Origin of the sequence: Pseudomonas canadensis (genome assembly GCF_030980095.1) — a bacterium.
GTDB lineage: Bacteria > Pseudomonadota > Gammaproteobacteria > Pseudomonadales > Pseudomonadaceae > Aquipseudomonas > Aquipseudomonas canadensis.
Genome location: NZ_CP133298.1, coordinates 2244857 through 2270688 on the forward strand (window position 1 = coordinate 2244857; position 25832 = coordinate 2270688).

Consider the following 25832-nt stretch of genomic DNA (forward strand, 5'->3'; position numbering starts at 1 on the left):
CAACGTCATGAGCCTACCCCTGGAAGGCATCAAGGTGGTCGAAATGGGCCAACTGATTGCCGGACCTTTCGCCGCCAAGATCCTCGCCGAGTTCGGCGCCGAAGTGATCAAGATCGAACCCCCCATCACCGGCGATCCCCTGCGTAAATGGCGTTTGCTGCACGACGGTACGTCGGTGTGGTGGGCCGCACAGTCGCGCAACAAGCAGTCTGTCACCCTTGACCTGCGCCAGGTCGAAGCCCGCGAGGTGGTCAAGCGACTGGTCAAGGACGCCGATATCCTGATCGAAAACTTCCGCCCTGGAACCCTTGAGAAATGGGGCCTTGGCTGGGATGAGCTGTCATCAATCAACCCTGGTCTGGTGATGCTGCGGGTCTCCGGCTACGGCCAGACCGGGCCTTATCGCGACTTGCCAGGCTTTGGTGTAATCGGTGAAGCCATGGGCGGCCTGCGCCATCTCTCCGGTGAACCGGGGCGCACGCCAGTGCGGGTGGGAGTGTCGATAGGCGACTCGCTTTCCGCACTGCACGGCGTGATCGGTGTGCTGCTTGCCTTGCGTCATCGCGAGCAGAATCGCGGTGCTGGCCAGCAGGTGGATGTGGCCTTGTATGAGTCGGTTTTCAACATGATGGAAAGCCTGATTCCCGAGTACTCGGTGTTCGGCAGCGTGCGCGAACCGGCCGGCAGCAGCCTGCCAGGCATCGCGCCGACCAATGCCTATCGTTGCAAGGATGGAAAGTACGCCTTGATTGCAGGCAACGGTGACAGCATCTTCCGGCGCCTGATGGAAAAGATCGAGCGTCTGGACCTGGCCGACGACCCGGAACTGACGCAGAACGATGGTCGTGTGCGCCATGTGGCGCGCATCGATGAAGCGATTTCCACCTGGACCGCCGAAAGAAACCTCGATGCGGTGCTGGCCGCGCTGCAGGACGCGAACATCCCCTCCGGCAAGATCTACGACGCCGCGGACATTGCCGCCGACCCCCATTACCAGGCCCGCGACATGCTGCTCGCCAGCCAGTTGGACGACGGCACCGCCGTCATCTTACCCGGCATCGTGCCCAAGTTGACGGTGACACCCGGTCGCGTGCACTCGCGTGCGCCCACCCTTGGGCAGCACACCGATGCGGTGCTCGACGGCATCGGTATCGACGCGGCGACCCGTGAAGCCTGGCGCACTCGCGGCCTGATCTGAATCAAGGAGTAACGCTATGAAACGCCTGTACCTGCAGGAGGTCGCGACCCGTGACGGCTTCCAGAACGAAAAGACTTTTATCGACACCGAACAGAAAATCGCGTTGATCGACGAACTGAGCCAGTGCGGCTACGCCAAGATCGAAGTGACTTCGTTTACCTCACCCAAGGCCATCCCTGCGTTGCGCGATGCCGAGGCCGTGATGGCCGGGATCCATCGTCAAAAGGGCGTGGAGTACACGGTGCTGGTGCCCAACGTGCGCGGTGCCGAACGGGCGCTGGGTTGTGGCATCGATGAGGCCAACCTGGTGATGTCGGTGAGCGAGCCGCATAACCGCTCCAACCTGCGCATGACCCGCGAGCAGTCGTTCGCTCAGCTTCGGGACGTGGTGGGAGTGATTGGGCGCGGGCCGGTGGCGGTCAATGTGTCGTTGTCCACGGTGTTTGGCTGCCCGATGCAGGGTGATGTGCCGGCAGACGATGTGCTGGGATGGGTCGAACGTTTTGCCAGGCTGGGCGTGCGCGGCATCACGCTGTGCGACACCACCGGCATGGCCTATCCCACACAGGTGGAAGCGCTGTCGCGGCAGGTGCGCGAGCGCTTTCCCGAGCTGCAACTGACCTTGCATTTCCACAACACCCGAGGCATGGCCCTGGCCAATACGCTGGCGGCGTTGCAGGCCGGAATCGACCGTTTCGACGCTTCGCTTGGCGGCCTCGGTGGTTGCCCCTATGCACCCGGCGCCAGCGGCAACGTGTGCATGGAAGACCTGGTGCACATGCTCGACTTGATGGGTTATGACACCGGCCTGCAGCTGGACCGCGTACTGGCCGCCTCTGCCCGGTTACCCGGTCTGATCGGCCATGCCACCCCCAGCCAGATCCTCAAGGCCGGCAAACGCCTGGACCTGCACCCCATTCCCGAACACGTACACACCCTGACCCAACCGGTAGCCCATCATGATTGATCATCTCGACCACCTGGTCCTTACCACTATCGACCTGACCGCCTGCAAAGACTTCTACACCCGCGTCATGGGCATGCGCCTGGAGACCTTTGGCAATGGCCGCGTCGCCTTGCGTTTTGGCAGTCAGAAAATCAACGTGCATGAGCGTGGGCATGAGTTCGAGCCCAAGGCCCACCTGCCAGTGCCTGGGGCGCTGGACCTGTGCTTTATCGCTAGCATTCCCCTGGAAGCAGTGATCGCCCATTTGAAGGCTGAAACCTGGCCGATCATCGAAGGCCCGGTGCTGCGTACCGGTGCAACCGGTCCGATTCGCTCGGTGTATGTGCGTGACCCCGATCTGAACCTCATCGAAATTTCCCAGCAGGTAGCTGCATGAATATCGTGTTTCTCGACGGCGCGAGCCTGCCGTCCCCGTTGGCGCGTCCCGTCCAAGCCAGCCACTGGACCGAGCGTGAACACACCAGCCCCGATCACGTACTCGAAGCCCTGGCAGACGCCGACGTTGCGATCACCAACAAGGTACGCCTGGACCGCGTCACCCTGGAGCAATTGCCCCGCCTGAAGCTGATCTGCGTGGCGGCGACCGGCTACGATTGCGTGGACCTCGTCGCCTGCCGTGATCAGGGCGTGACGGTGTGCAACGTGCCGGCCTACAGCGCGGTCAGCGTGGCGGAGTCGGTGATCGGTTCGCTGTTTGCGCTGCGTCGTCACTTGATGGCGTACCGCGCTGCCTCGGCGCTTCTGTGGCCGCAGTCTTCGCACTTCTGCGTACACGGCGCACCGATCCAGGACCTGCAAGGCTCGACCCTGGGCATCGTCGGTCGCGGCGATATCGGCAGTCGCGTCGCGCGCCTGGCCAAGGCCTTGGACATCAGTGTGATGTTTGCCGAACACCGTGGCGCGCAGCAGGTGAGGGCGGGTTACGTGGCGTTCGAGGAGGTGCTGGCCAAGGCCGATGCACTGACCCTGCATTGCCCGCTGACACCCCAGACCCGTTATCTGATCGGCACCGTCGAAATCGCGCGGATGAAACCCGGCGCCTTGTTGATCAATACCGCACGCGGTGCATTGGTGGACGAAAACGCCGTCCTCGCCGGTCTCGCCAGCGGCCAATTGGGCGGCGCTGCACTGGATGTGCTGCACGTGGAACCGCCGCAACCCGACCACCCGTTGCTGCACTGTGATCACCCCAATTTGCTGATCACCCCCCACGTCGCCTGGGCCAGTCAAAGCAGCGTCGCGCGCCTCAAGGCGGTGCTGCTGGCCAACATCGAGGCATTCGCCGCCAACAAACCGATCAACGTGGTGACCTGAAACGCCAGCGACGCCCCTCACATAATCCATAGGCAGAGCCATGACAAAAACAATCAGCTCGTCGATCCAAGCGCTGCCACAGCGCACACCGTTCTACCGGCACCTGTATGTGCAAGTCCTCGCGGCCATTGTGCTGGGGGTGATCCTCGGCCATTTCAGCCCAAACCTGGGCGAACAGATGAAGCCTTTGGGCGACACCTTCATCAAGCTGATCAAGATGCTGATCGCGCCGATCATCTTCTGCACGGTGGTCAGCGGCATCGCCGGCATGCAGGACCTCAAGCGCATCGGCCGCATCGGCTTCAAATCCCTGGTCTACTTTGAAGTGCTGACGACCATTGCGCTGGTGATCGGCCTGATGGGTGTCAACCTGCTCAAGCCGGGCGCGGGCATGCATATCGATCCGGCAAGCCTAGATGCATCGGCTATTGCCGGTTACACCAAGGCGGCCCACGATCAGAGCGTGGTCGGGTTCCTCACGCATATCGTGCCCAGTACGGTGTTCGGCGCGTTTACCGACGGCGACATCCTCCAGGTGCTGTTCATCTCGGTGTTGTTTGCGTTCGGTCTGCAGCTACTAGGCGATACCGGTAAACCCTTGCTGAACACCATCGATCTGGTGGCCAAGGCGTTCTTCCGCATGCTCAAGATCGTTATGTACCTGGCGCCGCTGGGAGCGTTTGGTGGCATGGCATTCACCGTCGGCAAATACGGCGTGCAGTCGCTGGGGGCGTACGTCAACCTGCTGGTGTGCTACTACCTCACTGGGTTGGTGTTTGTGTTCGTGGTGTTGAACGTGGTCGCGCGATTGGCCGGTTTCAGCCTGTGGAAGTTCCTCAAGTACATCCGTGAAGAACTGGTGTTGGTGCTGGGCACCTCATCCTCGGAATCCGCCTTGCCGCGCCTGATGGGCAAGCTGGAAAAACTCGGTTGTGAGAAGTCCACTGTCGGCCTGGTCGTGCCGTCCGGTTATTGCTTCAACCTGGACGGCAGCTGCATCAACATGACGGTGCTGGCGATCTTCATTGCCCAGGCTCTGGACATCGATGTGTCGCTGTATCACCAAGTGACCTTGCTGTTGATCCTGCTGCTGACCTCCAAAGGCGCGGCGAGTGTGACCGGCGGCGCGTTCATCACCCTGGCCGCCACCCTCGGTTCGATCGATGTAATTCCTGCGGCGGGGTTGGTGCTGGTGTTGGGCGTTTACCGATTTATCTCGGAAGGCGGCGCGCTGATCAACGTGATCGGCAACGGCGTTGCCACGCTGTTTATTGCACGCTGGGATGGGGCGTTGGATCGAGAGCAGCTCAGGCGTGAGTTGGGGTAGGGCGTGCAGCGACGCTAAAGGACAATTGAAGGTCAGTAGCATGATTCGGCAGTGAGCCTGCTTGCTCCCGATACGCGTGCGGCTCCACGCGGGATGTGAAACCGAGGGGAACTCTTTCACAACTCTTTACCTTTAGCGTGTGGATTATCCAAAAAACAAAGTGCTAATTTGCGTTTTCTTTTGAACAGCAAACCGGGTGCTGCCGTCTGCCTCATACCGGGTACGCTTTTCTTCAACCCCATCACTTACCACCTGGAGTCGGCCCATGAGCCGATACCTGAATTCCTGTCTTATCGATGCTGGTGAAGAATGTTGTCTCGCAAGGAAGGGGGGCTGGTAATGACGATGGCTGCTTTTGTTGATAAGAGAGTAAAGCGCTGATGAACTTTCCTTCCCAGTGGTCCCGGCAGTTCGATGGGGCGACGATCGAGCGTCAAACGGTTGGCGAATCCGGGGCCGAGGTTTTTCGCGTTCGCGGTGCCGGTGCGCAGGACCTGTTCGTTAAGTCCGAGCCTATTGGCGTACACAGCGAGCTGCCGCAAGAGATTGAGCGACTGGGTTGGATGAACGGGCTGAACTTGCCTGGGCCGACAGTGCTTGATGCCACGACGGAACGTGATCGGCATTGGTTGCTGATGACGGCTGTTCCCGGAAAGGATCTGTCCGATTGCGCCAGCGTGTCTCCATCCGAGCTCATCAGCATCCTCGCAACAGCCTTGCGCGCGCTGCATCAGGTGCCTGTTGAGCTATGTCCCTTTGATCACTCGTTGGAGCAGCGCATAGCCATCGCCAGGAGCCGAATGCTTGCTGGCCTCGTTGACGAGGACGATTTTGACGATGATCGAACAGGCCGGACTGCTGCCGAAGCCTTCGCAGAATTGTTGGCGTCACGTCCCAAGGTCCAAGATCTTGCGGTCACCCACGGCGATGCCTGCCTGCCCAACTTCATGATGGAAGGCAGCCGTTTTACCGGCTACATCGACTGCGGTCGGCTCGGTATCAGTGACATCTATCAGGATCTTGCGCTGGCCGCCCGAAGTATTGAGCGTAACTGTGGGGCCGCCTGGGTCGCTCCGTTTTTCAGGGCCTATGGCGTGGAGCCGGATCATCGACGCATAGCGTTCTACTGTCTGCTGGATGAGTTTTATTGACCGCATGACGAGCAGGGGCGCATGCCCCTGAGGCTCGGCCGATAGACAGGGTGGCGATCAGGATGCATAAGAAGTTTGTGATGTTTGGCGTCGCGGGTATCTGCGCAGTGCTGCTGGGCTTGACTGTTTTCGTTCTGCAGAGTCTGTCCGATATGGCGTTCAGCAATGCCCGGGTTTCGACGCTGACGTTTCGCTCAGGAGGGGCGCAGTTGGTTGGGACGCTGGCATTGCCTCCCGATGTGCAAGCGGGGCCCATCGTCCTGATCATTCATGGGGATGGGCCCATGGACCGTTTTGCGTCCGACGGCTATTTCCCGCTCATCAACAGTTTGCTCGACGCCGGAATAGGCGTTTTCACGTGGGACAAACAGGGGGTCGGGCAGAGCACGGGGAATTGGCTCAACCAGTCGATGTCGGACCGCGCCACGGAAGCCCTGGCTGCACTTGCCCTGGTGCGTGAGCAAAAGGGCGTTGTAGCCGATAAGGTCGGGTTTCTGGGTTTTTCCCAAGGCGGCTGGGTGATTCCACGCGCCGCCAGTGAAGGAGACCCCGGTTTTTCGGTGATTGTCGGCGCAGCCGTGAACTGGCGCCGACAAGGCATGTACTACACGCGGGTACGAATGGCAGATGAAGGGCGGACCCAGGATGAAATCGACGCAGCCGTGAAGGTCGAATATGCGAAGAACGACCGGGTTTTCGGCGCGTCGGATCAAACCTACAACCCTGACCTTTTTCCCCACATGGAAGCGGCCCATTTCAACTTCGTCCAGAAAAACTACAACGAAGATGTGACGGCGGCATTGAAGACCATGAAGGGGCCGGTCTTGGCGATCTGGGGGGCGCTGGACTTGAACGTCGATACTTCCGAGGACTCGCGTCTCTACCGGGATCTATTTGCAGGCGTCAGGCAAAGACAAACGGTAGTGATCCCCAACGCCACTCACAGCTTGTTAAGGGCTAGCCTGTTCAATTATCAATTGGTAACGCAGTGGCCCGTATGGAAAGAGTATCTGTTCGCAGGGCTGGGGCGTCATGCTTATGCGCCCGGCTCCCTGGCATTGATCACCCGCTGGATCAAGTCTTCATCCGCAGCCGAGTTGAGTGGCATTGAGCGCGGTGGCCAAGGGTAAAATGTACGTCGCTGTACACTCTCTGTGCGCTGTCCTGCTTGGGCGTGTAGAGTGACCGGCAATTCCCAGGTAAAGGTGACCCAAGGATGTCGCAACCCGCAAAACCGCGAGGCAAGAACCAGGACACAGGCTGGCGCGGCTCGGTCGATGTGTGGCTGGACGCCGCCTACGCGGCGCTGAAAGAGTCCGGTATCGACGCCGTGCGCGTGATGCCCCTGGCCAAGCAGCTTGGCTTGTCACGCACCAGTTTCTATTGGTTTTTCGAAGATCGGGAGCAACTGCTTGCTGCGTTGTTGACCCGATGGCGCGACAAGAACACCGGCAACCTGGTGCACCAGTGCGACCGCTATGCCGAGAGTATTTCCGAGGCTATTCTCAACGTCTTCGAATGCTGGCTGAACCCGGAGCTGTTCGACTCACAATTCGAATTTGCCGTACGCAGTTGGGCGATGCAATCGGCGGAAGTCGCGGCAGAAATCGCGCAGGCTGACGACACCCGCATCAATGCCCTGACCGGGATGTTCCGACGTTTTGGCTACGATGAAGAGGCGGCTGATGTGCGTGCCCGGACCATCTACCTGACGCAGATCGGCTATATCTCGATGAACACCACCGAGGAGGTGGTGGTGCGGTTCCGGCGTATTCCCCAGTATGTCAGCGTGTTCACCGGCAAGGCCTTGAAGCGGCGTGAACTGGACCGCTTCTATGGGGCGTTTGGCTATGCCGAAACCACACCGGGGGTGTTTGAGCGTTTTTAGAGGTCCTTGACCAACCGCAACGCATCGTAGATCGCCGCATGGGTATTGCGTGCGGCCACTGCATCGCCGATCCGGAACAATTGGAAGCAACCTTCAGGGTTGGTCACGATGTTCTGCGCGTTCCCTGCAATCAAATCCTGCTGCTCAACCGCGCCGCCATTACTGGAATGCTTGCGCAAGTCGAAGTACAGGTCATCCAGGGGAATCGTGCCATGGTTGACCACCACCTGGTCGACTACCCGTTGCTTGTGCACCGCGCCGTAGTCACTGCCAAAGCGGGCGAGCAAGCGACCGTCGCGTTTCTCCACCGACTCGACCCGATAGGTCACGGTAAAGGTCACATCCAGGTCCTGCAGGCTGCGCATGTAGGGCACCAGGTTCATGGCCATGACTTCCGGGGCGAACGCACGGTCCGGGGTGACGATTTCGACGCTGGCGCCACTTTGCGCAATCACCTCGGCGGCTTGCAGCGCGGCATGGTCGCCGGCATCGTCGAAGATCAACACATGGCGCCCCGGTTTGACGTCGCCGGAAATAATGTCCCAGGTCGACACCACCCATTCATTGCCCTGAGCCAGCACCTCTGTGTGCGGTATGCCGCCGGTAGCGACGATCACCACGTCCGGCTCATGGGCCAGCACCGTCTCGGCCTCGGCCCAGGTGTTGAAGTGGAATTTCACGCCAAGGCGTTCGCACTGGGCCATGCGCCAGTCGATGATGCCGATCATCTCGCGACGCCGCTCACTTAGGGCGGTCAGGCGGATTTGCCCGCCGGGCCGGTCCGCCGCTTCCAGTACTGTCACATCATGCCCGCGCTCGCCGGCAACCCTGGCCGCTTCCAGCCCGGCAGGGCCCGTGCCGATGATCAGCACTTTGCGCTTCACCGCTGCCTTGGGAATGTCATGGGGCATGCTGGTTTCACGGCCGGTGGCCGCGTTGTGGATACAGTAGGCGGCGCCGCCCTGGTAGATGCGGTCCAGGCAGTAGTTGGCGCCGACGCAGGGGCGAATGTCTTCTTCACGGCGCTCGATGATCTTGCGCACGATATGCGGGTCGGTCATATGAGCGCGGGTCATGCCGACCATGTCCACCTTGCCCGACGCAATGGCGTAGCGTGCGGTGGCGACGTCCGGGATTTTCGCCGCATGGAAGGTGGGGAAGCCGGTGGACGCACGGATTTCGCCGGCGAAATCCAGGTGCGGCGAGTTGCGCATGCCCTGGATCGGAATCACGTCGGTCAGCCCTGCATCGGTATCGATATGCCCACGTACCACGTTGAGAAAGTCCACCAGCCCACTGTCCTTGAGCATGTGCGAAACCTGCAGGCCTTCGCTGGCGGTGAATCCACCCGGCACGGTTTCGTCGCCGGTGTAGCGCACGCCTAGCAGGAATTCTTCACCGACGCGCTGGCGAATGCCGCGCAGGACGTCGAAGGTAAAGCGCATGCGGTTTTCCAACGAACCACCGTAAGGGCCGTCCAGCTCGTTGGTCAGCGGTGACCAGAACTGATCCATCAAATGGCCGTAGGCTTGCAGTTCCAGGCCATCCAACCCGGCGGCTTTCATGCGCTCGGCGGCGTCGACGTAGTCCTTGATGATCCGCTCGATGTCCCAGTCTTCCATCTTCTTCGGGAAGGAGCGGTGTGACGCTTCACGACGGTGTGACGGCGAGACCACCGGCAGCCAGTCGGCCTTGTCCCAGCGTGTGCGCCGGCCCAGGTGCGTCAGCTGGATCATCACCGCCGCGCCGTGTTCGTGGCACTCATCGGTCAGGTCCTTCAACCAGCCGACCACTTCATCTTTGTACGCCAGCACATTATTGAACACCGGCGGGCTGTCCCGCGATACGGCGGCGGAGCCTGCAGTCATGGTCAAGGCCACGCCGGCCTTGGCGCGTTCGACGTGGTAGGCGCGGTACAACGCCTGCGGCATGCCGTCCACCGGATAGGCCGGTTCGTGGGCCGTGGTCATGATGCGATTGCGCAGGGTCAGGTGCTTGATTTTGTAGGGCTGCAGCAGGGGATCGCTGGACATTATTCGGTGCTCCGTAGTGGGCATCATCAGGCTCGGCGATCTGAAACTAGGATAAATGTACATGGGTGTCAATAATGCTCTACATGCATGTACATTTTTATTGCGATCCGCTGCAGTCGTCGCTAAGATCGGCCTAATCCCTTAGGAGAACGTCTGATGAATGCTCGTGTGCACTATCGGAAAAAAGCCTGTGCCTACCTGCTAGGCCTTGCGCTGGGCGCCAGTGCGGCGGTGACCCATGCAGAGGAGAAACCACCGGTCCGCATCGGTTGGGTGAACTGGTCCGACACGGAAATCACCGTCAAGCTCGCCAGTACGGCCTTGCAGGAACATCTCAAGCAACCGGTCAAGCTGGTGATGGCCGACATCGGCATCCAGTTCCAGGCGCTGGCCAACGACAATATCGACCTGATCCCGATGGTCTGGCTGCCCAGCACTCACAAGGCGTTCTACGACAAGTACAAGGACCGGCTTGAAGACCTTGGCGTGCTGTATGAAGGGCGAATCGGCATGGCTGTACCCACTTCGGTGCCGGTGGCGGAAGTCTCCAGCGTGGAAGACCTGAACAAACCCGGGATCCGCGAGAAGTTCGACGGCAAGATCTTTACCTCCGAAGTCGGCAACGGCCAGTACAAGCTCACCGTCAAGGCGATTGAGGATTACAAGCTGAGGGGCTACAAACTGGTGGGGTCTTCGGAAAGCGGCATGCTCAACGAGCTGGACCGCAACCTCAAGCGCGACAAGTGGTCATTGGTCAACGCCTGGAGCCCGCATTGGATGTTCTCAAAATGGTCGCTGCGCTATCTGGATGATCCCAAGCAGGTTTTCGGCGGCGCGGAGCAGATCCACGCCATGGCCCGTAAAGGCTTCAGCCAGCAACACCCCGAGGTGGCGTACTTCTTTGCGCATTTCTCCGTCCCTCAGGCCGACCTCGAAGCGCTGATGATGCAGGCGCGGGAGAGTACGGCAGACAAGGCGGTGGCGGCGTATTACGCGGCGAACAAGGTGCGTTTTGAGGGGATGTTCAATCCGGGATTGGTTTCCCGGTAGGCATAGCCTTCTGCTCAAGGTTTCCGAGCGATTGTGGTGAGCGGGCTTGTTGTGGTGAGCGGGGCAAGCCCGTTCACCACGATATCAGGCATATGAATAGCCGCCACGCGCTGCGCGCAGCGAATCGCGAACGGCATCGGTGCGCAACTGAAGTGTCATCTGCGCCTCGTCGATCACGATTTCTGCGACGATCAACACGCAGATCAGCGGCGCGGTCACGAACCAATGGCACCAGCATTGCGTCGCCAGTGACACGAAAACGCCGATGATCCACAGCGCCAGCACCCACTTTGGCGCGCGCTGTTGCAGCGGCACCCAGAACCTTTGCAGCCGTTTCAGGCGGGCCGTGTGCAGTCGCAGCGACTCTTCGAGGAGTGATAGGGAAGGGCTCATGTTCACACTCGTTAAGATATCCGGGCACGGCTGGGGACGGGATGCCCCAGCCACGACAGGTTGATACGTTCAACTTCTATCCAATGCCCGTTTCGAGGCGTTGCAACGCAGCTTTTGAACGCAATGCAAACATGCTCGGCGTTCAATAAGACAAAGCATCGATAGCGTTGGTTTTTTTTGAACATCATGGACAAGATGCACATGGCGGGGCCTGGTTTACTCAAAGGTTCCAGCTGAGTTCAAACAGCGTTCCGCCGTTTTCCATTTTTCGACACGTCACCGCGCCGCCGTGGGCAATGGCAATCGCACGCACCACCGCCAGGCCCAAGCCACTGCCACCCTGGGCGCGTGAGCGAGAGTTTTCGCCGCGTTGAAAGGCTTCGAAAAGGTGCGTTGCAAAGTCCTCATCAATGCCTGGGCCGTCGTCGCGTACCCTCAGGTAATGAACGCCATCACGCGTGCTCAGGTGCACGTTGACGTTGCCCGGTGTCGCGTGCCGACGCACGTTGTCCAGCAGGGCCAGCAAGGCCTGGCGGATACGCGCGGGATCGCAGCGCAGAATGCGGCGTTGCAGGTCCAGTTGCAGGGTAAAACCTGCAGCGGCCAGGCTCGGTTCGAACAGCCGCACATCGTCCTCAACCCCTGCGGCGAGGTCGGCCTCTTGCACGTTGATTTCGAGGTAGCCGCTGTCACCCAGACCCACCACGCGCAGGTCCTCGATCATCCGCGCCAGCCCTTCGACCTGCCCGAGCAGGCTGTAGAACTGCGCTGTGTCCGGCTCGAATACGCCCTCGGCCAATCCTTGCAGGCGCCCCCGCAAGATGGTCAGCGGCGTGCGCAGTTCGTGTGCAATCGCCGCGTTCCAGAACGCCTGCTCCTGCGCCATGCGTTTCAAACGTTGGGCCATGCTGTTGAAGTCATTCACCAAAATAGCTGCCTCACCGATGGACTCGTCGCCGGCCACGGCTTGCACATCGAGGTCGCCGTCCGCCAGTTTGCGCAGGTTTTCGGCCACCGAGTTCAAGGGCATCAGGATGCGACGGGATAACTTGGTAGCCACGAGTGCGCCCACCGCCAGGCTGACGCAGGTGGTCAAGCCCATCCACGCCCATTCGGCATTGGCCGGCATCCATTCATCGACCTGCTCGTCCGTAAGTGGCCAGTAGGTCCAGAGCAGGGCGTAGAACACATAGGAGCCGATCACCGCCAAGGCGATCACGCACAGCACCACGACCGACATGGACAAGATGATCTGGCGGCTCAAGCCATTGAATAGTTTCACGCGCCACTCCCGAACCGATAACCCACCCCGCGAATGCTCGCCGGCACGCCTTGCAGCCCGAGGTCTTCGATCTTGCGGCGCAACTTACTGATATGGCTGTCGACCGTGCGTTCCAGGCTGTCGCTCTCCGGCGAGCACAGTGACAACAATTCTGCGCGGCTGAACACGCGTTTCGGCGCTCGGGCCAACTGCGCCAGCAATCTGAACTCGGTGACGGTCAGCAGCAGCGGCAACGTGTTGCCTTCGATGTTCACCGTGACCTGATGGCTTTCGATATCGATTTCAAACCCATCCACTCGCAACACGCTTGCGCCGACACCGGATTTGTAGTCGACGGAGCGCCGCAGAACCGCCTGGGTACGTGCCACCACCTCGGCCGGGTTGAATGGCTTGACGATGTAGTCATCGGCACCGATACGCAAACCCATCAACTTGTCCATGTCCTGGTCCTGCGCGGTCAGCATGATCACTGGAGTGTTGCCGCGATGGCGCACTTCGGCCAGGACTTGCCAGCCATCGACATGGGGCATCAGCACATCCAGCAGCATCAGGTCTGGCTTGAGGCTCAGGTGCAGTTCCAGCGCGTGCCGGCCATCAAGGGCGTGGGCGGTGCGAAAGCCGCTGCGCTTGAGATAGGCGATCAGGATATCCGCAATCTCGGGCTCGTCTTCCGCGATCAGCACCAAGGCCTGGTTCTCTCGGATGCTGTTGGGCCGGGGTGTTGATGCAACGGGGTAATCGTTCATAGTCTGCTCGGTGAATAGGCCTTGTCGTGATTGCCGCTCCATGGCCCACGCTGTCATGTGTTGATCATAGCTTCTGGGTGAGTGCGCCCAACATCTGGTTGGCGGTGGAAATCACTTTGGAATTCATCTCATAGGCCCGTTGCGTGGTGATCATGTTGACCATCTCTTCAACGGTACTCACGTTCGAAGTCTCCAGGGAGCGTTGCAACGTGGTGCCAAAGCCGTTGAGCCCCGGCGTGCCGACTTGGGGCGCTCCACTGGACGCGGTTTCCAGGAACAGGTTGTTGCCGATTGCCTGCAAACCCGCCGGGTTGATGAAGTCGGCGGTCTGCAGGTTGCCGATGACTTGCGTCGCGGGGTTGCCGGCCACAGTGATGGACACCGTGCCGTCCTGGCCGACGGTGAAGGTCTTGGCGTTGTCCGGCACCACAACGGCCGGCTCCAGGGCGAACCCGCTGGCGGTGACCACCTGGCCATTGGCGTTCAGATGAAAGGTGCCGTCACGGGTATAGCCGAGGGTGCCGTCCGGTTGCAGCACCTGGAAAAACCCCCGGCCATTCACGGCCAGGTCCAGCGGTTGCCCGGTGGTCTGCAGGCTGCCGGCGCTGAAGTTCTTCTGGGTGCCGACGATCTGCACGCCGGTGCCGAGTTGCAGGCCCGACGGCAACGCACTGTCTTGCGTCGATTGCGCGCCCGGCTGGCGCTTGATTTGATAGAGCAAATCCTGGAACTCGGCACGATCGCGTTTGAAACCGGTGGTCGAGACGTTCGCCAAGTTATTGGAAATGGTCGTCAGCTGGGTGTCCTGGGCCGACAAGCCGGTTTTTGCGACGTACAGGGCTGGAATCATTGGGCTCTCCGCGTGACCCGTTCGATGGGGCACTGTGATGAACCTGATTGTGCACAGCCAACGTGCGCATTCATGGGAGGTTTTGTGGAGGAATGATGGAGAGGGACGTTTTTTTCCGGCCATGCTCATTTAGGCCAGGCTCGATCAAACCCGCCACGTCACGCCCGATGACTTCCGGGTAGCTGTGCTCGGCATCCAGGTTGGTCAGTACCACCACCGTCAGCCTGTCGTCGAGGTAGCGCGAGATAGACGAGGTAAAGCCTTGCCAGGAGCCGCCGTGCTCGACCACGGGGTGCCCGTTGATCGTGCGAATTTCCCAACCGAAACCATAGCCTTGCGCACGCTGTTTGCCGGCGTAGGGGTAGGGCGTCCACATTTTTCTCAATGAGGCTTTTTTCAGCAGAGTTTCATCGTAAAGGGCACGGTCCCAGCGCTCCAGGTCGCGCACGCTGAAGTAGAGCGTGCCGTCTGCGGTGGCGTTGAACGTCGGCGAGACCCATTCCTGGTTCCTCAACACACCGTCCACCTTTTCGTAACCCGAGACACGGTTGGGCACAAGGTCGAGGTCTGAGATGACGCGCGACGAGGTCATGCCCAACGGTGTGAAAATACGTTGCTGGAGAAACTCGCCATAGGGCTGCCCGCTGACGCGATGGATCAGGATGCCGAGCAATACGAAGTTGGTGTTTTCGTACGCCCAGCCTTCGCCCGCCTTGAAGTTGATCGGCAGTTTGGCAATGGCCGCCGTCAGTTGGGCGTCGGTAAAGTCCTGGCGGATATCCAGCGGTGCGCCGGGTTTTTGCAGCGCAGGCGTGTCATAGGCCGACAGCCCGGACGTGTGGGACAGCAGGTTGGCTACTGTAATTGGCGCCCAACTGGCCGGCGCTTCGGGAAAATACTGCCGGATGCTGTCATCCAGGCCAACCCTGCCTTGTTCCACCAGCATCATGACGGCCGTTGCGGTAAAGGACTTGCCCACCGAGCCGGATTGCAAAACGCTGTCCGCGCTCATGGGCACGTTGAGTTCCACATTCGCCAGTCCATAGCCTTTGGCGAATACGGTGTGGCCGTTTCGATACACACCGAGGGCAAGCCCCGGCAACTGCTGTCGGGCCATTTGCGAGGTTACATAACGGTCGATGGCCGAAAGCTGTTCGGCCGTGAGCGGCGTTGCAATCGCCGTGGGCGCCGACATCAGCAGGAGGCTAGTCGCAAGAATTCGGAGCATGGAGACCTCTAAAACGTTGTCGCTGTTTTGGGAGGCGCCAGTATGCACAAGGGGGGTGGAGTTTTACGGGAGGTTCGATGGAGAGGGCGTGGAGCCGATGGGGAACGCAATCACAGGGGGTGGATGAATTTCACATACACCTGCTCAGCGTCGTGGTCGTCCAGGTTGTCGATCTGCCCGCTCGGCACGAATCCAGCCTTTGCAAACAGCGCCTGGGCTGCGGTGTTTGACGCATTGGTCGAAGCAAACAGCTTGGGCGTCTTGCATGCCGCCTGCGCCGCCGCCAGCAACCGCAGCGCCACACCTTGACGCTGATGCGCCGGCGACACGACGACCAGCGCCACAAAGCCATGATCGAAAAAGTCATGGGTCAGCACCAGGTAACCGGCGCATCGGCCAGCGGTGTCGACGGCAACCAGGCATTGTTGGCGAACCACGGCATCATGGATGAACACGCGGCGATGGGTGTGGGCGGTTGCGTAGGTGTCCAGTTGGATCAGGGCACGCACGTCGTCGGGTGTGGCTTGGCGAATGGGATCTTTCGCGTAGTTGCTGTCGTTAGGCATTGCAAGCGTCCTGCCAATGTTGGAGTACTGCTTTGACAGAGCCTACTCCATGGGTTGCTGACCTGGAAACACCATTCCTTTCCAACGTTGCCTTCTGGTTTTTGCCCAGCCTAATGTCGATATCAGACCAACTCCCGCCGCTCCCAGGCTATTTTTGATGAACTCAGGCCGCGTAAGGTGACCCATCATTAAGAAATGATGATCGCCTGACTCTTCAGTCAGTACACCTTGACGTCGATCACCGAGAACAACAAAAACAATGAATAGCCTGAATTCCAACGATTCCAACGGCCAGTTGGCGCAAGGCTTCAAGCCGCGTCATGTGACCATGCTTTCCATTGCAGGCATTATCGGCGCGGGGTTGTTTGTCGGTTCCGGGCATGCGATTGCGGCGGCGGGGCCGGCGGTGCTGCTGGCTTATCTGTTCTCTGGCACGCTGGTGGTGCTGGTCATGCGCATGCTCGGGGAGATGGCGGTGGCCAACCCCGATACCGGATCTTTCTCGACCTATGCCGACCAGGCCATCGGGCGCTGGGCCGGCTTCACCATCGGTTGGTTGTACTGGTGGTTCTGGGTGCTGGTGATCCCTATCGAGGCCCTGGCCGCCGGGCATATTCTCAACCAGTGGTTCCCGCAGATCGACGCTTGGCTGTTTGCCTTGTTGTCGATCTTTTTGTTGGTGGTCACCAATCTGTTCAGCGTGTCCAAGTACGGCGAGTTCGAGTTCTGGTTCGCCATGGCCAAGGTGATCGCGATCATCGGCTTCATCGGCTTGGGCTTTGCGGTGCTGATGGGTTGGATTCCCGAGCGCGAGGTCAGTGGGTTGAGCCGGTTGATGGAGGAACACGGCGGTTTCGCGCCCAACGGACTGTCGGCGGTGGTTGGGGCCTTTATCACCATCATGTTCAGTTTTATCGGCACCGAGGCGGTCACCATCGCGGCGGCTGAGTCCAGTAACCCGGCGCAGAACATCGCCCGGGCCACGCGCTCGGTGATGTGGCGCATTGGTGTGTTCTACCTGTTGTCGATCTTCGTGGTGATTTCCGTAGTGCCGTGGAATGACCCGTTACTCGCCTCGGTAGGCTCCTATCAGCGCGCCCTGGAGCTGATGAACATTCCCCACGCCAAGCTGCTGGTTGATGGGGTGGTGTTGATCGCTGTGGCCAGTTGCATGAACTCCTCCATCTACATTGCCTCGCGCATGCTGTTTTCCCTGGGCAAGCGCGGGGATGCCCCCACGTTGATGAAGAAGACCTCGGCGGCCAGCGTGCCGAGGGCCGCGGTGATTGCCAGCACCATCCTGGGCGCAGGCGTGACCCTGTTCAGTTACTTCGCGCCGGCCGGGTTGTTCCAGTTTCTGCTGGCCAGTTCGGGCGCCATTGCCTTGCTGGTGTACCTGGTGATCGCCGTGTCGCAGTTGCGCATGCGCAAGATCTTGCGACAGCGCAACGTCACGCTGACTTTCCAGATGTGGCTGTTTCCCTGGCTGACCTGGCTGGTCATTGCGTTCATCTGTGCCGCATTGACGGTGATGCTGGTCACGCCTGAACACCGTTTTGAAGTGTCATCGACCATCGGCCTGGCCCTGATGATTTCCCTGGTCGGCTTGCTCACCGCGCGGCAGCCCGAACGCACGCAAAAACCAGTGGCCGCAGCCTCACCGCCATGAGTGGCCGCCCCGTAAGCAGCATCGTGTTCTTGCTGCTGGACCAGTTCACCCTGATGTCACTGGCCTCGGCGGTCGAGCCCTTGCGCATGGCCAACCAGCTCTCGGGCCAGGAACTCTACAAATGGCACACCGCGAGCCCGGACGGCAATCCCGTGTGGGCCAGTGACGGCGTGCCCATCACGCCGGACGGTTCGATTCTCAGCGTGCCGTCCGCCGACATTGTGATTGTCTGCGGTGGCATCGGCATCCAGGGCACTGTGACGGGTGAGCTGGTCAAGTGGTTGCGCAGCCAGGCGCGTTACGCCAAGCGACTGGGCGGTATCTGTACCGGTAGCTTTGTGTTGGCGCGCGCCGGTTTGCTGGATGGCTATGAATGCAGCGTGCACTGGGAATGGTTGGCGGCCATGCAGGAGGCGTTTCCACGGGTGACGGTCAATTCCAGCCTGTTCAGCCTCGACCGCGACCGTCTCACCAGCTCGGGCGGCACGGCGCCTCTGGACATGATGTTGCACCTGATCGGCCGTGATCACGGGCATGAGCTGTCGGCGGCCATCTCCGACATGTTTGTGTACGAGCGCATCCGCAACGAGCAGGACCATCAGCGCGTGCCACTCAAGCACATGCTCGGCACCCAGCAGCCCAAGCTGCAGGAAATCGTCGCGTTGATGGAGGCCAACCTGGAGGAACCGATCAACCTGGATGAGCTGGCTGCGTATGTCGCGTTGTCGCGTCGCCAGCTTGAGCGCATGTTCCAGAAATACCTGCACTGTTCGCCATCGCGCTACTACCTCAGGCTGCGGCTGATCCGGGCGCGGCAGTTGCTCAAGCAGACGCCCATTTCCATCGTGGAACTGGCCGTGCTCTGCGGCTTTGTGTCCACGCCGCACTTCTCCAAGTGCTACCGCGAATACTTCGGTGTGCCGCCCAGCGACGAGCGCTCCGTCACCGACAGCGAGCGATCCATCGTGCTCAAGCCGGTGATGCATGCGTTGCCTACGCCCGCGCCCATGAACGTATTGGAGCAGGCGCGGGGAGAGGCAACGTTTGCCAGCGTGAAAAACCTGAAGCCCTGAACTCAGCGCATGTGCAGGATGATCGGGCTGCTGCTCGCCGGATCAGTGTGCCCGCGCAACTTGCCCACCGCGTTGGCATCCACCGTGCCACCGTTATTGCCCCAGGTGCTGCGCACGTAAGTCAGTACATCGGCGATTTCCGCGTCGGACAATTGCTCACGGAAGGCCGGCATACGGTAGGCATCCGGCACGCCGGCCGCTACCACGCGTTGCGAGCCGTTGAGGGTGATGTTGATCGCCGAGGCGCTTTCTTTCGCCAGTGCTGACGTGGCGCCGGCCAGGGGCGGCATCCACTCGGGCTGGCCCTTGCCGTCGAGACCATGGCAAGAGGCGCAACGGGTGGCGTAAGTGTGGGCGCCGGGGGCGTCTTGAACCGCCGCCACCGCCTGATACTGCCAGGGTGCGCCGTCGCGCTGCGGGTCGCCGGGCAATGACTTGAGATAGCGGGCGATGGCCGCCAGGTCCTCGTCCTGCATGAACTGCGTGGAGTTGTTGAAAGCCTCGGTCATCGAACCGTAGACCACCGCATGGGCGTTGCGTCCGGTCTTGAGGAACTGCACGATCTGCGGCTCAGTCCAGCGGCCCAATCCGGTGTTGGGGTCCTGGCGCAGACTCGGCGCATACCAGCCGTCGAGCAGCGCGCCGGCAAGGAACGGCGCGCCGGATTCATCCAGGGCTTTTTCATTGAAGGCCAGGCCGCGGGGCGTGTGGCAACTGCCGCAGTGGCCGGGGCCTTGGACGATGTAGGCACCACGGTTCCACAGGGCGTCCTGATTGGGCTTGGCCGCGTAAGTCGCGGTGGGCGCGAACACGCCGTTCCACAGGGCGATGGGCCAGCGCATGTTCAGCGGCCAGGGAATATCACTGGGAATATTCGGTTGGTTGGCCGGTTTTATGCCCTGCATGAAAAACGCGTACAGCGCTTTGATGTCGTCATCGCTGAGTTTCACGTAGGACGGGTAGGGCATGGCCGGGTACAACCGGCGGCCACCCGGTGCCACACCATGGCGCACCGCACGGTCGAAATCGGCCAGGCTGTAAGTGCCGATGCCTGTCTGTTTGTCCGGTGTGATGTTGGTGGCGTGGATCGCTCCCAGCGGTGTAGCCATTTCCAGGCCCCCGGCGAACGGCGCCTTGCCCGCCAGACTGTGGCAGGCCACGCAATCGCTGAGGCGGGCGACATACTCGCCACGGCTGACCAAGGCGGGCTCGAAGCGGGCTCCGGCCTGTTCCTGTTCGAACGGCGTAGCCGGTTCACGGGTGACGTACCAGGCCAGCAGGCCTGCGGCGACCAGGCAGGGCAGCGCCAGCCAGCCTGCGGTTCTTGCGAATCGACGGTTGTTCATGGGCGTTTCCTGAAGGTCAGCTAAAAGTGTGTCGGCTCAAGGGCAGGCTGCGCACGCGCTGGCCTGTCAATTGCGCCACCGCGTTGGCCACGGCCGGAGCCACGGCGGGCAACGGCGGCTCGCCGATACCGCCCATCTTTTCGCCACTCTCGACTATCCGTACATGCACCCGTGCCATCTGCGCGGGCCCCAGGATCGGATACAAGTCGTAGTTGCGCGCCCGTGGCTTGCCGTCCACGTACACCGCTTCCTCCAGCAAGGTCTGGGACAAGCCCAACGCCACGGCGCCATTGACCTGGGCCTCGACAATCGCCGGGTTGACGATGCTGCCGGGGTCGATGGCTTGCCAGATATCGTGCACCTTGACCTTGCCGTTCTCGATGGACACCTCAGCGATCGCCGCCGTGTGGGAACCGAATGGCGAGGCCATGGCCACGCCACGTGCGCGTCGAGTGCCATCCTCGGCAGTGAAGGGGCCGCGCTTCCAGCCACCGGACAGTTCACCCGCCGCTTGCAGCAAGGTGGTCAGCCGTGGGTTGTCGCGCAGCAGGTGCAGGCGCAGCTCATAGGGATCATGCCCGCCCTTGTCCGCCAGCTCATCCAGGAACGACTCGTAGAAAAAGTCGTTGAGCGAATTGCCCACCGAGCGCCAGTAACCGAGCATGGGCGCGCCTTTGACATAGATCTGCGCGATGCGTTTGTTGGGGATGGCGTAGGACTTGCCCGATAACCCTTCAACCGCCGTGGGGTCGATTTTATCGCCCTGTTTGCCAGCGAGGGCTTCGGTCGGGCCTTCGGTCGCACTGACGGCTTCAATGGCGACCGGCAAGCCTTTGTCATCCAGCGCGGCGCGGAACTTGACCACTGCCACTGGGCGCAGCACATCGCGCAAGAATTCTTCTTCGCGACTCCAGATCAGCTTGACCGGACGGCCCACCGCCTTGGCCAATGCAATGGCCTGCGGGTAGGGGTTGGCCGAGTCATACAGGAAGTGCCGGCCGAAAAAGCCACCGAGCAGCGGCGAGTGCAGGTTGATTTGCGCAGGGTCGAGGCCGGTGCGCTTGGCGATGTCGGCGCGGAACATGTCCGGCGCCTGGTTGGGCAGCCAGATGTCCAGGCTGCCATCCGGGTTGAAGCGCGCCAGGGCTGACGGCGGCTCCAGTTGGCCGTGGTTGAGGTATTGGTTGTGATACGTCGCCTCGAGCTGGGTCTTGCCACCTTTCAGCGCGGCGGCGACGTCTCCTTCGTTCTCGTCGTCGCGGACCGGGCCTTGCTGGGCAGCGAGAAAGTCGAAGTGCTTGTCGCTGGAAAAGTCCGCTGGCATGACGCGCAATGTCGAGTCGGCGGCCGCTTCCTGCCAGTCGACCTGGATCGCTTCAACCGCACGCTTGGCGTGCCACCAACGTTCAGCCACCACCGCCACCGCGCCAGGCAACACGTGCACCGAATGTACGCCTTTCATGCCTTCGACCTGAGGCTGGTTGCGCAGGCTGCCGACGGTCATGCCCAGGCGTGGCGCATGTTGTACCGCCGCGTGGAGCATGTCATCGACTTTCAGGTCGATGCTGTAGAGCGCCTTGCCGGTGGATTTGTCGTAAGCATCCAGGCGCTTGACCGGCTTGCCGATCCAGCGGAACTGGCTCGGGTCGCGCAGGGTGATGCTGGCGGGATCTGGTACGGGCATGTCGAGCGCGCTGCTGGCCAGTTCGCCATAACCCAGCGAACGTCCGGACGCCGCATGCACCACGCGGCCGGGCTGGGTGGTCAGTTCGCCAACCGGCACGCCCAATTGTTTAGCGCCAGCCTGCAGCAGCATCGCCCGGGCCAGGGCACCAAGGCGACGCATGGTCGGGTAGCTCATGCGCACCGACATGCTGCCGCCGGTGATGCGCATACCGTTCTCCATCACCACATAGGCCTCGCCGGGCGGGGCGGCTTCGACGATGAAAGTGGCGGGGTCGGCATCCAGTTCTTCGCCGACGATCTGCGCCATGGCGGTGTGGGTGCCTTGTCCGCCTTCCATGAACGGGCTGAGCAGGCGCACTGTGCCGTCGGGGCGAATCTCCAGGAACGCCGGCACCTGGGTGCCGCGTTCAGCGGCGGTGGCGGCTTGCACCCGGCCCGAGCCCAGTGGCAGGCCAAAACCAATGACCAGTGCACCCACGGCCGTGCTCGCCAGAAAACGGCGGCGCGACAGGTTGACCGGTGCATCCAGCAGTCCGTTGAGGATGCTCATCAAGCGCCCTCCTGTTTGGCCAGGGCGTCGACGGCCGCGTGTATGGCGTTATAGGTGCCGCAGCGGCACAGGTTGATCATCGCCGCCTCGATCTGCGCCTTGCTGGGCGCGGGGGTGTGCTTGAGCAGCGCAGTGGCCGCCATCACCTGCCCGGACTGGCAATAGCCGCATTGCGCGACCTGATGCTCGACCCAGGTCGCGACCACACGCTTGCCCACTTCATCGCTTTCAATTGCCTCGATGGTGGTGATCTCACGCCCGACCAAGGCGGCCACTGGCGTGACACAGGAGCGCACCACATTGCCATCCACCAGCACCGAACAGGCGCCGCACTGGGCCAGGCCGCAGCCGTACTTGGTGCCGGTCAGGCCCAGGTCATCGCGGATCACCCACAGCAATGGCGTGTCCGCGTCGGCATCGACCTGATAGGCCTTTTGGTTGATTCGTAATTCCATGGCTCACCTGCTGATCAACGGTAGGTGCGGCCTTTTTGATAGTCAATGCACTGGCCGCTTATCGACGAACTCTAGACCAGTGCACAAGGGCTATCTATCCGTTAGTCGATAAGTCGGAGGATCAGGCAAGTATTCAAGAGAAATGGGCCAGTCAGACGATGTCGTCGATCAAAATGTGAGGCTGGCCCCGACTGCATCGCTCGATGCGCGCCTCGACCTTGTACACCTCGCGCAGCATCCGCGCATTGATCACCTGATGGCACGGCCCGCTTCCCTGGGCGGTGCCGTCGGCGATCACCAGCACCTGGTCGGCAAAACGCAGCGCCTGGTTGAGGTCATGCAGGGCGATAAACACGATCACCTGGCGCTTGCGTGCCAGGGCCTGCATGAAGTTCAGCACCTGCACCTGCCGATGCATGTCGAGGGCACTGGTGGGCTCGTCCATCAGCAGCACGTCGGGTTCGCGTACCAGCGTCTGGGCGATGGACACCAACTGTTGCTGGCCGCCACTGAGTTCGCCGAGGTTGCGCATGGACAATCCGGTGATGCCCAGGGCTGCCAGCATTTCCTCGACCAGTGCCAGTTCGTCATCCTGCACAGCCCAGGCGGGGGACAGTTGCTTGCGTGCCAGCAACACCGATTCGTACACGGTCAACCGCGCACTGGCATTCAGGCCCTGGGGCATGTAGCTGATGGCTTGGGAGCCCTTTGTCGAACCTTGGAGGATCACCTGGCCCGGCCCGTCGATCAACCCGGCGATGCGCTTGAACAAGGTGGACTTGCCCGCCGCGTTGGGCCCGACCACCGCCACCACCTGGCCGCCGACAAAGCGGGCCGTGGACACGCCGCTGATGATGCTGCGTTGGCCGTAGCTGGCGCCGAGATCCTGCAACTGAATGCTTACCATGAGTTTTTCTTCCCGCTCAGGATCAGGGAGATAAAGAACGGCACGCCGATCAGTGAGGTGACCACACCAATCGGGAAAATCGCACCGGGGATCAGGGTTTTGCTGACCACCGAACTGGCCGACAGAATCAACGCACCGGTGAGCAGCGAGGCGGGCAGGAAGAAGCGTTGGTCTTCGCCAATCAGCATGCGGGCGATGTGCGGGCCGACCAAGCCGATAAAGCCGATGGTGCCGACAAAGGCCACCGGGAACGAGGCGAGCAGGCTGACCATGATCAGCGTCTGGAAACGCAGGCTGCGCACGTTGATACCGAAACTGGCGGCCTTGTCGTCGCCCAGGCGCAGGGCGGTCAGGGCCCAGGCACGTTTGGCGAAGATCGGCAGGGTGATCAGGATCACCAGGCAGATCACGCCCAACTTAGGCCAGGTGGCCTTGGTCAGGCTGCCCATGGTCCAGAACACCACGGCCGCCACGGCTTGCTCGGTGGCGAAAAACTGCACCAGCGCCAACAGCGCGTTGAAGGTAAAGACCAGGGCAATGCCGAGCAGCACGATGGTTTCGGCGGTGACGCCACGGCGCAGGCTCAGGAAGTGGATCAGCAGTGCGCACAGCATCGCCATGATGAACGCGTTGACCGGCACCATGTACTGCGCCGCCAGCGGAAACAGTGCCACGCCAAAGGCCAATCCCATGGCCGCGCCAAAGCTGGCGGCGGCGGAAAGCCCCAGGGTGAACGGGCTGGCCAACGGGTTGTTGAGGATCGTCTGCATCTGCGCCCCGGCCAGGGATAACGCCGCGCCGACCGCCACAGCCATCAGCGCGACCGGCAGGCGGATATCCCACATCACCACGCGCACCTGGGGCGCCGCGCTGTCCGGCGACAGCAGGGCGCCGAGCACTTCACTGAGGCTGTAGCGCGCCGGGCCGAGGGCCAAATCCAGCAACACACTGCACAGCAACAGCAGGGTCAGGATGGCCAGGATCAGGCGTTTGCGCAGCACCAGTTGACGGTAGGCGGTCATGGCTTGAGGCTCACGAAGTAACCAGGCGCGTAGGGCACCGGCAGGAATCGTTCATGCAACTCGCGAAACGCGGCTTCCGGGTCGAGGTCGGCAAACAGCGTCGGGTGAAACCATTTGGCCAATTGCTGGATCGCCACGAACTGATACGGGCTGTTGTAGAACTGATGCCAGATCGCGTGGAAGGCCTGGGTCTGCTGGGCCTTGATCCCGGCGTAGGCCGGGCGTTGGGTGTACCACGCCAGCTTATGCCGGGCTTGGTCCATGTCTGCGCCAGGGCCGACGCCGACCCAATGGCCGCCCGGCGCGAAAGCCTCCCAGTTGGCGCTGGTGACGACCACCTGGTCCGGATTGGCCACGATCACCTGCTCAGGATTCAGTTGCCCGAAAGTGCTGGGGATGATGGTTTTGGCGATGTTGTTACCGCCGGCCATCTCGACAAAAAGCCCGAAGTTCTCATCGCCGAAACTCAGGCAACAATCGTCGGTGTAGCCGCCGATGCGCTCGATGAACACGTCGGGGCGCTTGGGCTGCTGCGCGGCAATCACCTCGGTCACACGGCGGATCTGCTGGTTGCGGAACGTGATAAACGCCTCGGCCCGGTCTTCTTTGCCGAACAACTGGCCGAACAGGCGCATGGTCGGTTCGGTATTAGTCATGGGCTGGTTGCGAAAGTCCACGTACACCACCGGAATGCTCAGGGCGTCGAGCTTCTCGATGTAGCGCGCGTCATCGGTGGCGTGTTGCGCCTCGATATTGAGGATGATCACGTCGGGCCGCAGGGAAATCGCTTGTTCGATGTCGAAGGTGCCGTCTTCAAAACCGCCGAAGGTGGGGATGTTGGCGATCTCGGGGAATTTGCGCAGGTAGGCGTTGTAGGTGTCCGGGTCGGACTGGATCAGGTCCTTGCGCCAGCCGACGATGCGCTCGATGGGGTTTTGCGTATCCAGCGCCGCCACCAGGTACAACTGGCGGCCTTCGCCCAGAATCACCCGCTGCACCGGCAGATTGACCTTGACCTGGCGCCCGAGCAAATCGGTGACGGTGGTGGGCGCCGCCAGCGCAGGCGTGCCCAGCAACCCGGTGAACAACAGCGCCGCCAAAACGTGGCCGCATCGAACAATCGAACGCATC

At 61.3% G+C, this 25832-nt stretch carries 24 protein-coding genes; 11 read left to right on the top strand and 13 right to left on the bottom strand.

Going from position 1 to position 25832, the window contains the following annotated elements; all coding sequences use genetic code 11:
- The first annotated feature begins 7 nt into the window (after nucleotides 1-7).
- The 8 genes from RB216_RS10540 (at nucleotide 8) to RB216_RS10575 (ending at nucleotide 7845) form a co-directional block, all read left to right on the top strand.
- Nucleotides 8-1198 carry a CaiB/BaiF CoA transferase family protein gene (locus RB216_RS10540; protein ID WP_308908664.1) on the top strand — a complete coding sequence of 397 codons (1191 nt, stop codon included), beginning with the start codon at nucleotides 8-10 and terminating at the stop codon, nucleotides 1196-1198.
- A gap of 16 nt (nucleotides 1199-1214) precedes the next feature.
- Nucleotides 1215-2165 carry a hydroxymethylglutaryl-CoA lyase gene (locus RB216_RS10545; RefSeq protein WP_028619656.1) on the top strand — a complete coding sequence of 317 codons (951 nt, stop codon included), beginning with the start codon at nucleotides 1215-1217 and terminating at the stop codon, nucleotides 2163-2165.
- Nucleotides 2158-2541, top strand: a complete 384-nt coding sequence (locus RB216_RS10550) for a VOC family protein (RefSeq protein ID WP_028619657.1) — start codon at nucleotides 2158-2160, stop codon at nucleotides 2539-2541. The genes RB216_RS10545 and RB216_RS10550 overlap by 8 nt, the downstream gene beginning before the upstream one ends.
- Entirely contained in the window at nucleotides 2538-3479 is a 942-nt protein-coding gene (locus tag RB216_RS10555; protein ID WP_028619658.1) for a D-2-hydroxyacid dehydrogenase, read from the top strand. The genes RB216_RS10550 and RB216_RS10555 overlap by 4 nt, the downstream gene beginning before the upstream one ends.
- Nucleotides 3480-3519: 40 nt before the next feature.
- Nucleotides 3520-4806: a C4-dicarboxylate transporter DctA gene (gene dctA / locus RB216_RS10560; RefSeq protein ID WP_308908665.1), complete on the top strand. Its 1287-nt coding sequence runs from the start codon at nucleotides 3520-3522 to the stop codon at nucleotides 4804-4806.
- Nucleotides 4807-5186: 380 nt separating this feature from the next.
- Nucleotides 5187-5957 (top strand): APH(3') family aminoglycoside O-phosphotransferase, encoded by a 771-nt coding sequence (locus tag RB216_RS10565; RefSeq protein ID WP_068933999.1) that lies wholly within the window; start codon nucleotides 5187-5189, stop codon nucleotides 5955-5957.
- A gap of 62 nt (nucleotides 5958-6019) precedes the next feature.
- Nucleotides 6020-7087 (top strand): alpha/beta hydrolase family protein, encoded by a 1068-nt coding sequence (locus RB216_RS10570; protein WP_308908666.1) that lies wholly within the window; start codon nucleotides 6020-6022, stop codon nucleotides 7085-7087.
- A gap of 86 nt (nucleotides 7088-7173) precedes the next feature.
- Nucleotides 7174-7845 carry a TetR/AcrR family transcriptional regulator gene (locus RB216_RS10575; RefSeq protein ID WP_068933995.1) on the top strand — a complete coding sequence of 224 codons (672 nt, stop codon included), beginning with the start codon at nucleotides 7174-7176 and terminating at the stop codon, nucleotides 7843-7845.
- On the opposite strand, the gene RB216_RS10580 is transcribed toward RB216_RS10575, so the two are convergent.
- A complete protein-coding gene (locus RB216_RS10580; RefSeq protein WP_068933993.1) occupies nucleotides 7842-9878 on the bottom strand; it encodes an NADH:flavin oxidoreductase in 2037 nt (678 codons plus the stop codon). The two genes, RB216_RS10575 and RB216_RS10580, sit on opposite strands and share 4 nt — an antisense overlap.
- Nucleotides 9879-10034: 156 nt before the next feature.
- On the opposite strand from RB216_RS10580, the gene RB216_RS10585 reads away from it, so the two are divergent.
- Nucleotides 10035-10928: a glycine betaine ABC transporter substrate-binding protein gene (locus RB216_RS10585; protein ID WP_305384659.1), complete on the top strand. Its 894-nt coding sequence runs from the start codon at nucleotides 10035-10037 to the stop codon at nucleotides 10926-10928.
- Nucleotides 10929-11012: 84 nt separating this feature from the next.
- Here the strand turns inward: RB216_RS10585 and RB216_RS10590 are convergent, their stop codons facing one another.
- The 6 genes from RB216_RS10590 to RB216_RS10615 form a co-directional block, all read right to left on the bottom strand.
- Nucleotides 11013-11321 (bottom strand): hypothetical protein, encoded by a 309-nt coding sequence (locus RB216_RS10590; RefSeq protein WP_028619665.1) that lies wholly within the window; start codon nucleotides 11319-11321, stop codon nucleotides 11013-11015.
- Nucleotides 11322-11541: 220 nt separating this feature from the next.
- The gene (locus RB216_RS10595; RefSeq protein WP_068933988.1) at nucleotides 11542-12603 is read right to left on the bottom strand and encodes an ATP-binding protein; all 1062 of its coding nucleotides are present in this window, start codon (nucleotides 12601-12603) and stop codon (nucleotides 11542-11544) included.
- A complete protein-coding gene (locus tag RB216_RS10600; RefSeq protein ID WP_122684292.1) occupies nucleotides 12600-13349 on the bottom strand; it encodes a response regulator in 750 nt (249 codons plus the stop codon). Before RB216_RS10600 ends, RB216_RS10595 begins: the two co-directional genes overlap by 4 nt.
- Before the next feature lie 64 nt (nucleotides 13350-13413).
- Nucleotides 13414-14199 carry a flagellar basal-body rod protein FlgG gene (gene flgG, locus RB216_RS10605; RefSeq protein ID WP_122684294.1) on the bottom strand — a complete coding sequence of 262 codons (786 nt, stop codon included), beginning with the start codon at nucleotides 14197-14199 and terminating at the stop codon, nucleotides 13414-13416.
- Between the two features lie 70 nt (nucleotides 14200-14269).
- Nucleotides 14270-15427, bottom strand: a complete 1158-nt coding sequence (locus RB216_RS10610; protein ID WP_122684296.1) for a serine hydrolase domain-containing protein — start codon at nucleotides 15425-15427, stop codon at nucleotides 14270-14272.
- Nucleotides 15428-15537: 110 nt separating this feature from the next.
- A complete protein-coding gene (locus RB216_RS10615; RefSeq protein WP_068933981.1) occupies nucleotides 15538-15993 on the bottom strand; it encodes a GNAT family N-acetyltransferase in 456 nt (151 codons plus the stop codon).
- A gap of 259 nt (nucleotides 15994-16252) precedes the next feature.
- On the opposite strand from RB216_RS10615, the gene gabP reads away from it, so the two are divergent.
- Both gabP and gbdR read left to right on the top strand, forming a co-directional pair.
- Complete coding sequence (gabP, locus tag RB216_RS10620; RefSeq protein ID WP_028619671.1) at nucleotides 16253-17662, top strand: GABA permease; 1410 nt, start codon at nucleotides 16253-16255, stop codon at nucleotides 17660-17662.
- Nucleotides 17659-18735: a choline metabolism transcriptional regulator GbdR gene (gbdR, locus tag RB216_RS10625; RefSeq protein WP_068933977.1), complete on the top strand. Its 1077-nt coding sequence runs from the start codon at nucleotides 17659-17661 to the stop codon at nucleotides 18733-18735. Before gabP ends, gbdR begins: the two co-directional genes overlap by 4 nt.
- Before the next feature lie 2 nt (nucleotides 18736-18737).
- On the opposite strand, the gene RB216_RS10630 is transcribed toward gbdR, so the two are convergent.
- The 6 genes from RB216_RS10630 to RB216_RS10655 all read right to left on the bottom strand — a co-directional run bounded on the left by RB216_RS10630 (nucleotide 18738) and on the right by RB216_RS10655 (nucleotide 25831).
- The gene (locus tag RB216_RS10630) at nucleotides 18738-20081 is read right to left on the bottom strand and encodes a c-type cytochrome (protein ID WP_028619672.1); all 1344 of its coding nucleotides are present in this window, start codon (nucleotides 20079-20081) and stop codon (nucleotides 18738-18740) included.
- Nucleotides 20082-20097: 16 nt separating this feature from the next.
- Nucleotides 20098-22317, bottom strand: a complete 2220-nt coding sequence (locus tag RB216_RS10635; protein WP_308908667.1) for a xanthine dehydrogenase family protein molybdopterin-binding subunit — start codon at nucleotides 22315-22317, stop codon at nucleotides 20098-20100.
- Nucleotides 22317-22772 carry a (2Fe-2S)-binding protein gene (locus RB216_RS10640; protein ID WP_028619674.1) on the bottom strand — a complete coding sequence of 152 codons (456 nt, stop codon included), beginning with the start codon at nucleotides 22770-22772 and terminating at the stop codon, nucleotides 22317-22319. Before RB216_RS10640 ends, RB216_RS10635 begins: the two co-directional genes overlap by 1 nt.
- A gap of 151 nt (nucleotides 22773-22923) precedes the next feature.
- Complete coding sequence (locus RB216_RS10645) at nucleotides 22924-23679, bottom strand: ABC transporter ATP-binding protein (protein ID WP_028619675.1); 756 nt, start codon at nucleotides 23677-23679, stop codon at nucleotides 22924-22926.
- A complete protein-coding gene (locus RB216_RS10650; protein WP_028619676.1) occupies nucleotides 23673-24701 on the bottom strand; it encodes a FecCD family ABC transporter permease in 1029 nt (342 codons plus the stop codon). The genes RB216_RS10645 and RB216_RS10650 overlap by 7 nt, the downstream gene beginning before the upstream one ends.
- Nucleotides 24698-25831 (bottom strand): ABC transporter substrate-binding protein, encoded by a 1134-nt coding sequence (locus RB216_RS10655; RefSeq protein ID WP_028619677.1) that lies wholly within the window; start codon nucleotides 25829-25831, stop codon nucleotides 24698-24700. Before RB216_RS10655 ends, RB216_RS10650 begins: the two co-directional genes overlap by 4 nt.
- Between the last annotated feature and the right edge of the window lies 1 nt (nucleotide 25832).

What these genes read in the sequence shown, in the direction of transcription:
- RB216_RS10540 (WP_308908664.1), top strand. Translation starts at nt 8, where the DNA reads ATGAGCCTACCCCTGGAAGGCATCAAGGTGGTCGAAATGGGCCAACTG.
- RB216_RS10545 (WP_028619656.1), top strand. Translation starts at nt 1,215, where the DNA reads ATGAAACGCCTGTACCTGCAGGAGGTCGCGACCCGTGACGGCTTCCAG.
- RB216_RS10550 (WP_028619657.1), top strand. Translation starts at nt 2,158, where the DNA reads ATGATTGATCATCTCGACCACCTGGTCCTTACCACTATCGACCTGACC.
- RB216_RS10555 (WP_028619658.1), top strand. Translation starts at nt 2,538, where the DNA reads ATGAATATCGTGTTTCTCGACGGCGCGAGCCTGCCGTCCCCGTTGGCG.
- dctA (WP_308908665.1), top strand. Translation starts at nt 3,520, where the DNA reads ATGACAAAAACAATCAGCTCGTCGATCCAAGCGCTGCCACAGCGCACA.
- RB216_RS10565 (WP_068933999.1), top strand. Translation starts at nt 5,187, where the DNA reads ATGAACTTTCCTTCCCAGTGGTCCCGGCAGTTCGATGGGGCGACGATC.
- RB216_RS10570 (WP_308908666.1), top strand. Translation starts at nt 6,020, where the DNA reads ATGCATAAGAAGTTTGTGATGTTTGGCGTCGCGGGTATCTGCGCAGTG.
- RB216_RS10575 (WP_068933995.1), top strand. Translation starts at nt 7,174, where the DNA reads ATGTCGCAACCCGCAAAACCGCGAGGCAAGAACCAGGACACAGGCTGG.
- RB216_RS10580 (WP_068933993.1), bottom strand. Translation starts at nt 9,878, where the DNA reads ATGTCCAGCGATCCCCTGCTGCAGCCCTACAAAATCAAGCACCTGACC.
- RB216_RS10585 (WP_305384659.1), top strand. Translation starts at nt 10,035, where the DNA reads ATGAATGCTCGTGTGCACTATCGGAAAAAAGCCTGTGCCTACCTGCTA.
- RB216_RS10590 (WP_028619665.1), bottom strand. Translation starts at nt 11,321, where the DNA reads ATGAGCCCTTCCCTATCACTCCTCGAAGAGTCGCTGCGACTGCACACG.
- RB216_RS10600 (WP_122684292.1), bottom strand. Translation starts at nt 13,349, where the DNA reads ATGAACGATTACCCCGTTGCATCAACACCCCGGCCCAACAGCATCCGA.
- flgG (WP_122684294.1), bottom strand. Translation starts at nt 14,199, where the DNA reads ATGATTCCAGCCCTGTACGTCGCAAAAACCGGCTTGTCGGCCCAGGAC.
- RB216_RS10610 (WP_122684296.1), bottom strand. Translation starts at nt 15,427, where the DNA reads ATGCTCCGAATTCTTGCGACTAGCCTCCTGCTGATGTCGGCGCCCACG.
- RB216_RS10615 (WP_068933981.1), bottom strand. Translation starts at nt 15,993, where the DNA reads ATGCCTAACGACAGCAACTACGCGAAAGATCCCATTCGCCAAGCCACA.
- gabP (WP_028619671.1), top strand. Translation starts at nt 16,253, where the DNA reads ATGAATAGCCTGAATTCCAACGATTCCAACGGCCAGTTGGCGCAAGGC.
- gbdR (WP_068933977.1), top strand. Translation starts at nt 17,659, where the DNA reads ATGAGTGGCCGCCCCGTAAGCAGCATCGTGTTCTTGCTGCTGGACCAG.
- RB216_RS10630 (WP_028619672.1), bottom strand. Translation starts at nt 20,081, where the DNA reads ATGAACAACCGTCGATTCGCAAGAACCGCAGGCTGGCTGGCGCTGCCC.
- RB216_RS10635 (WP_308908667.1), bottom strand. Translation starts at nt 22,317, where the DNA reads ATGAGCATCCTCAACGGACTGCTGGATGCACCGGTCAACCTGTCGCGC.
- RB216_RS10640 (WP_028619674.1), bottom strand. Translation starts at nt 22,772, where the DNA reads ATGGAATTACGAATCAACCAAAAGGCCTATCAGGTCGATGCCGACGCG.
- RB216_RS10645 (WP_028619675.1), bottom strand. Translation starts at nt 23,679, where the DNA reads ATGGTAAGCATTCAGTTGCAGGATCTCGGCGCCAGCTACGGCCAACGC.
- RB216_RS10650 (WP_028619676.1), bottom strand. Translation starts at nt 24,701, where the DNA reads ATGACCGCCTACCGTCAACTGGTGCTGCGCAAACGCCTGATCCTGGCC.
- RB216_RS10655 (WP_028619677.1), bottom strand. Translation starts at nt 25,831, where the DNA reads ATGCGTTCGATTGTTCGATGCGGCCACGTTTTGGCGGCGCTGTTGTTC.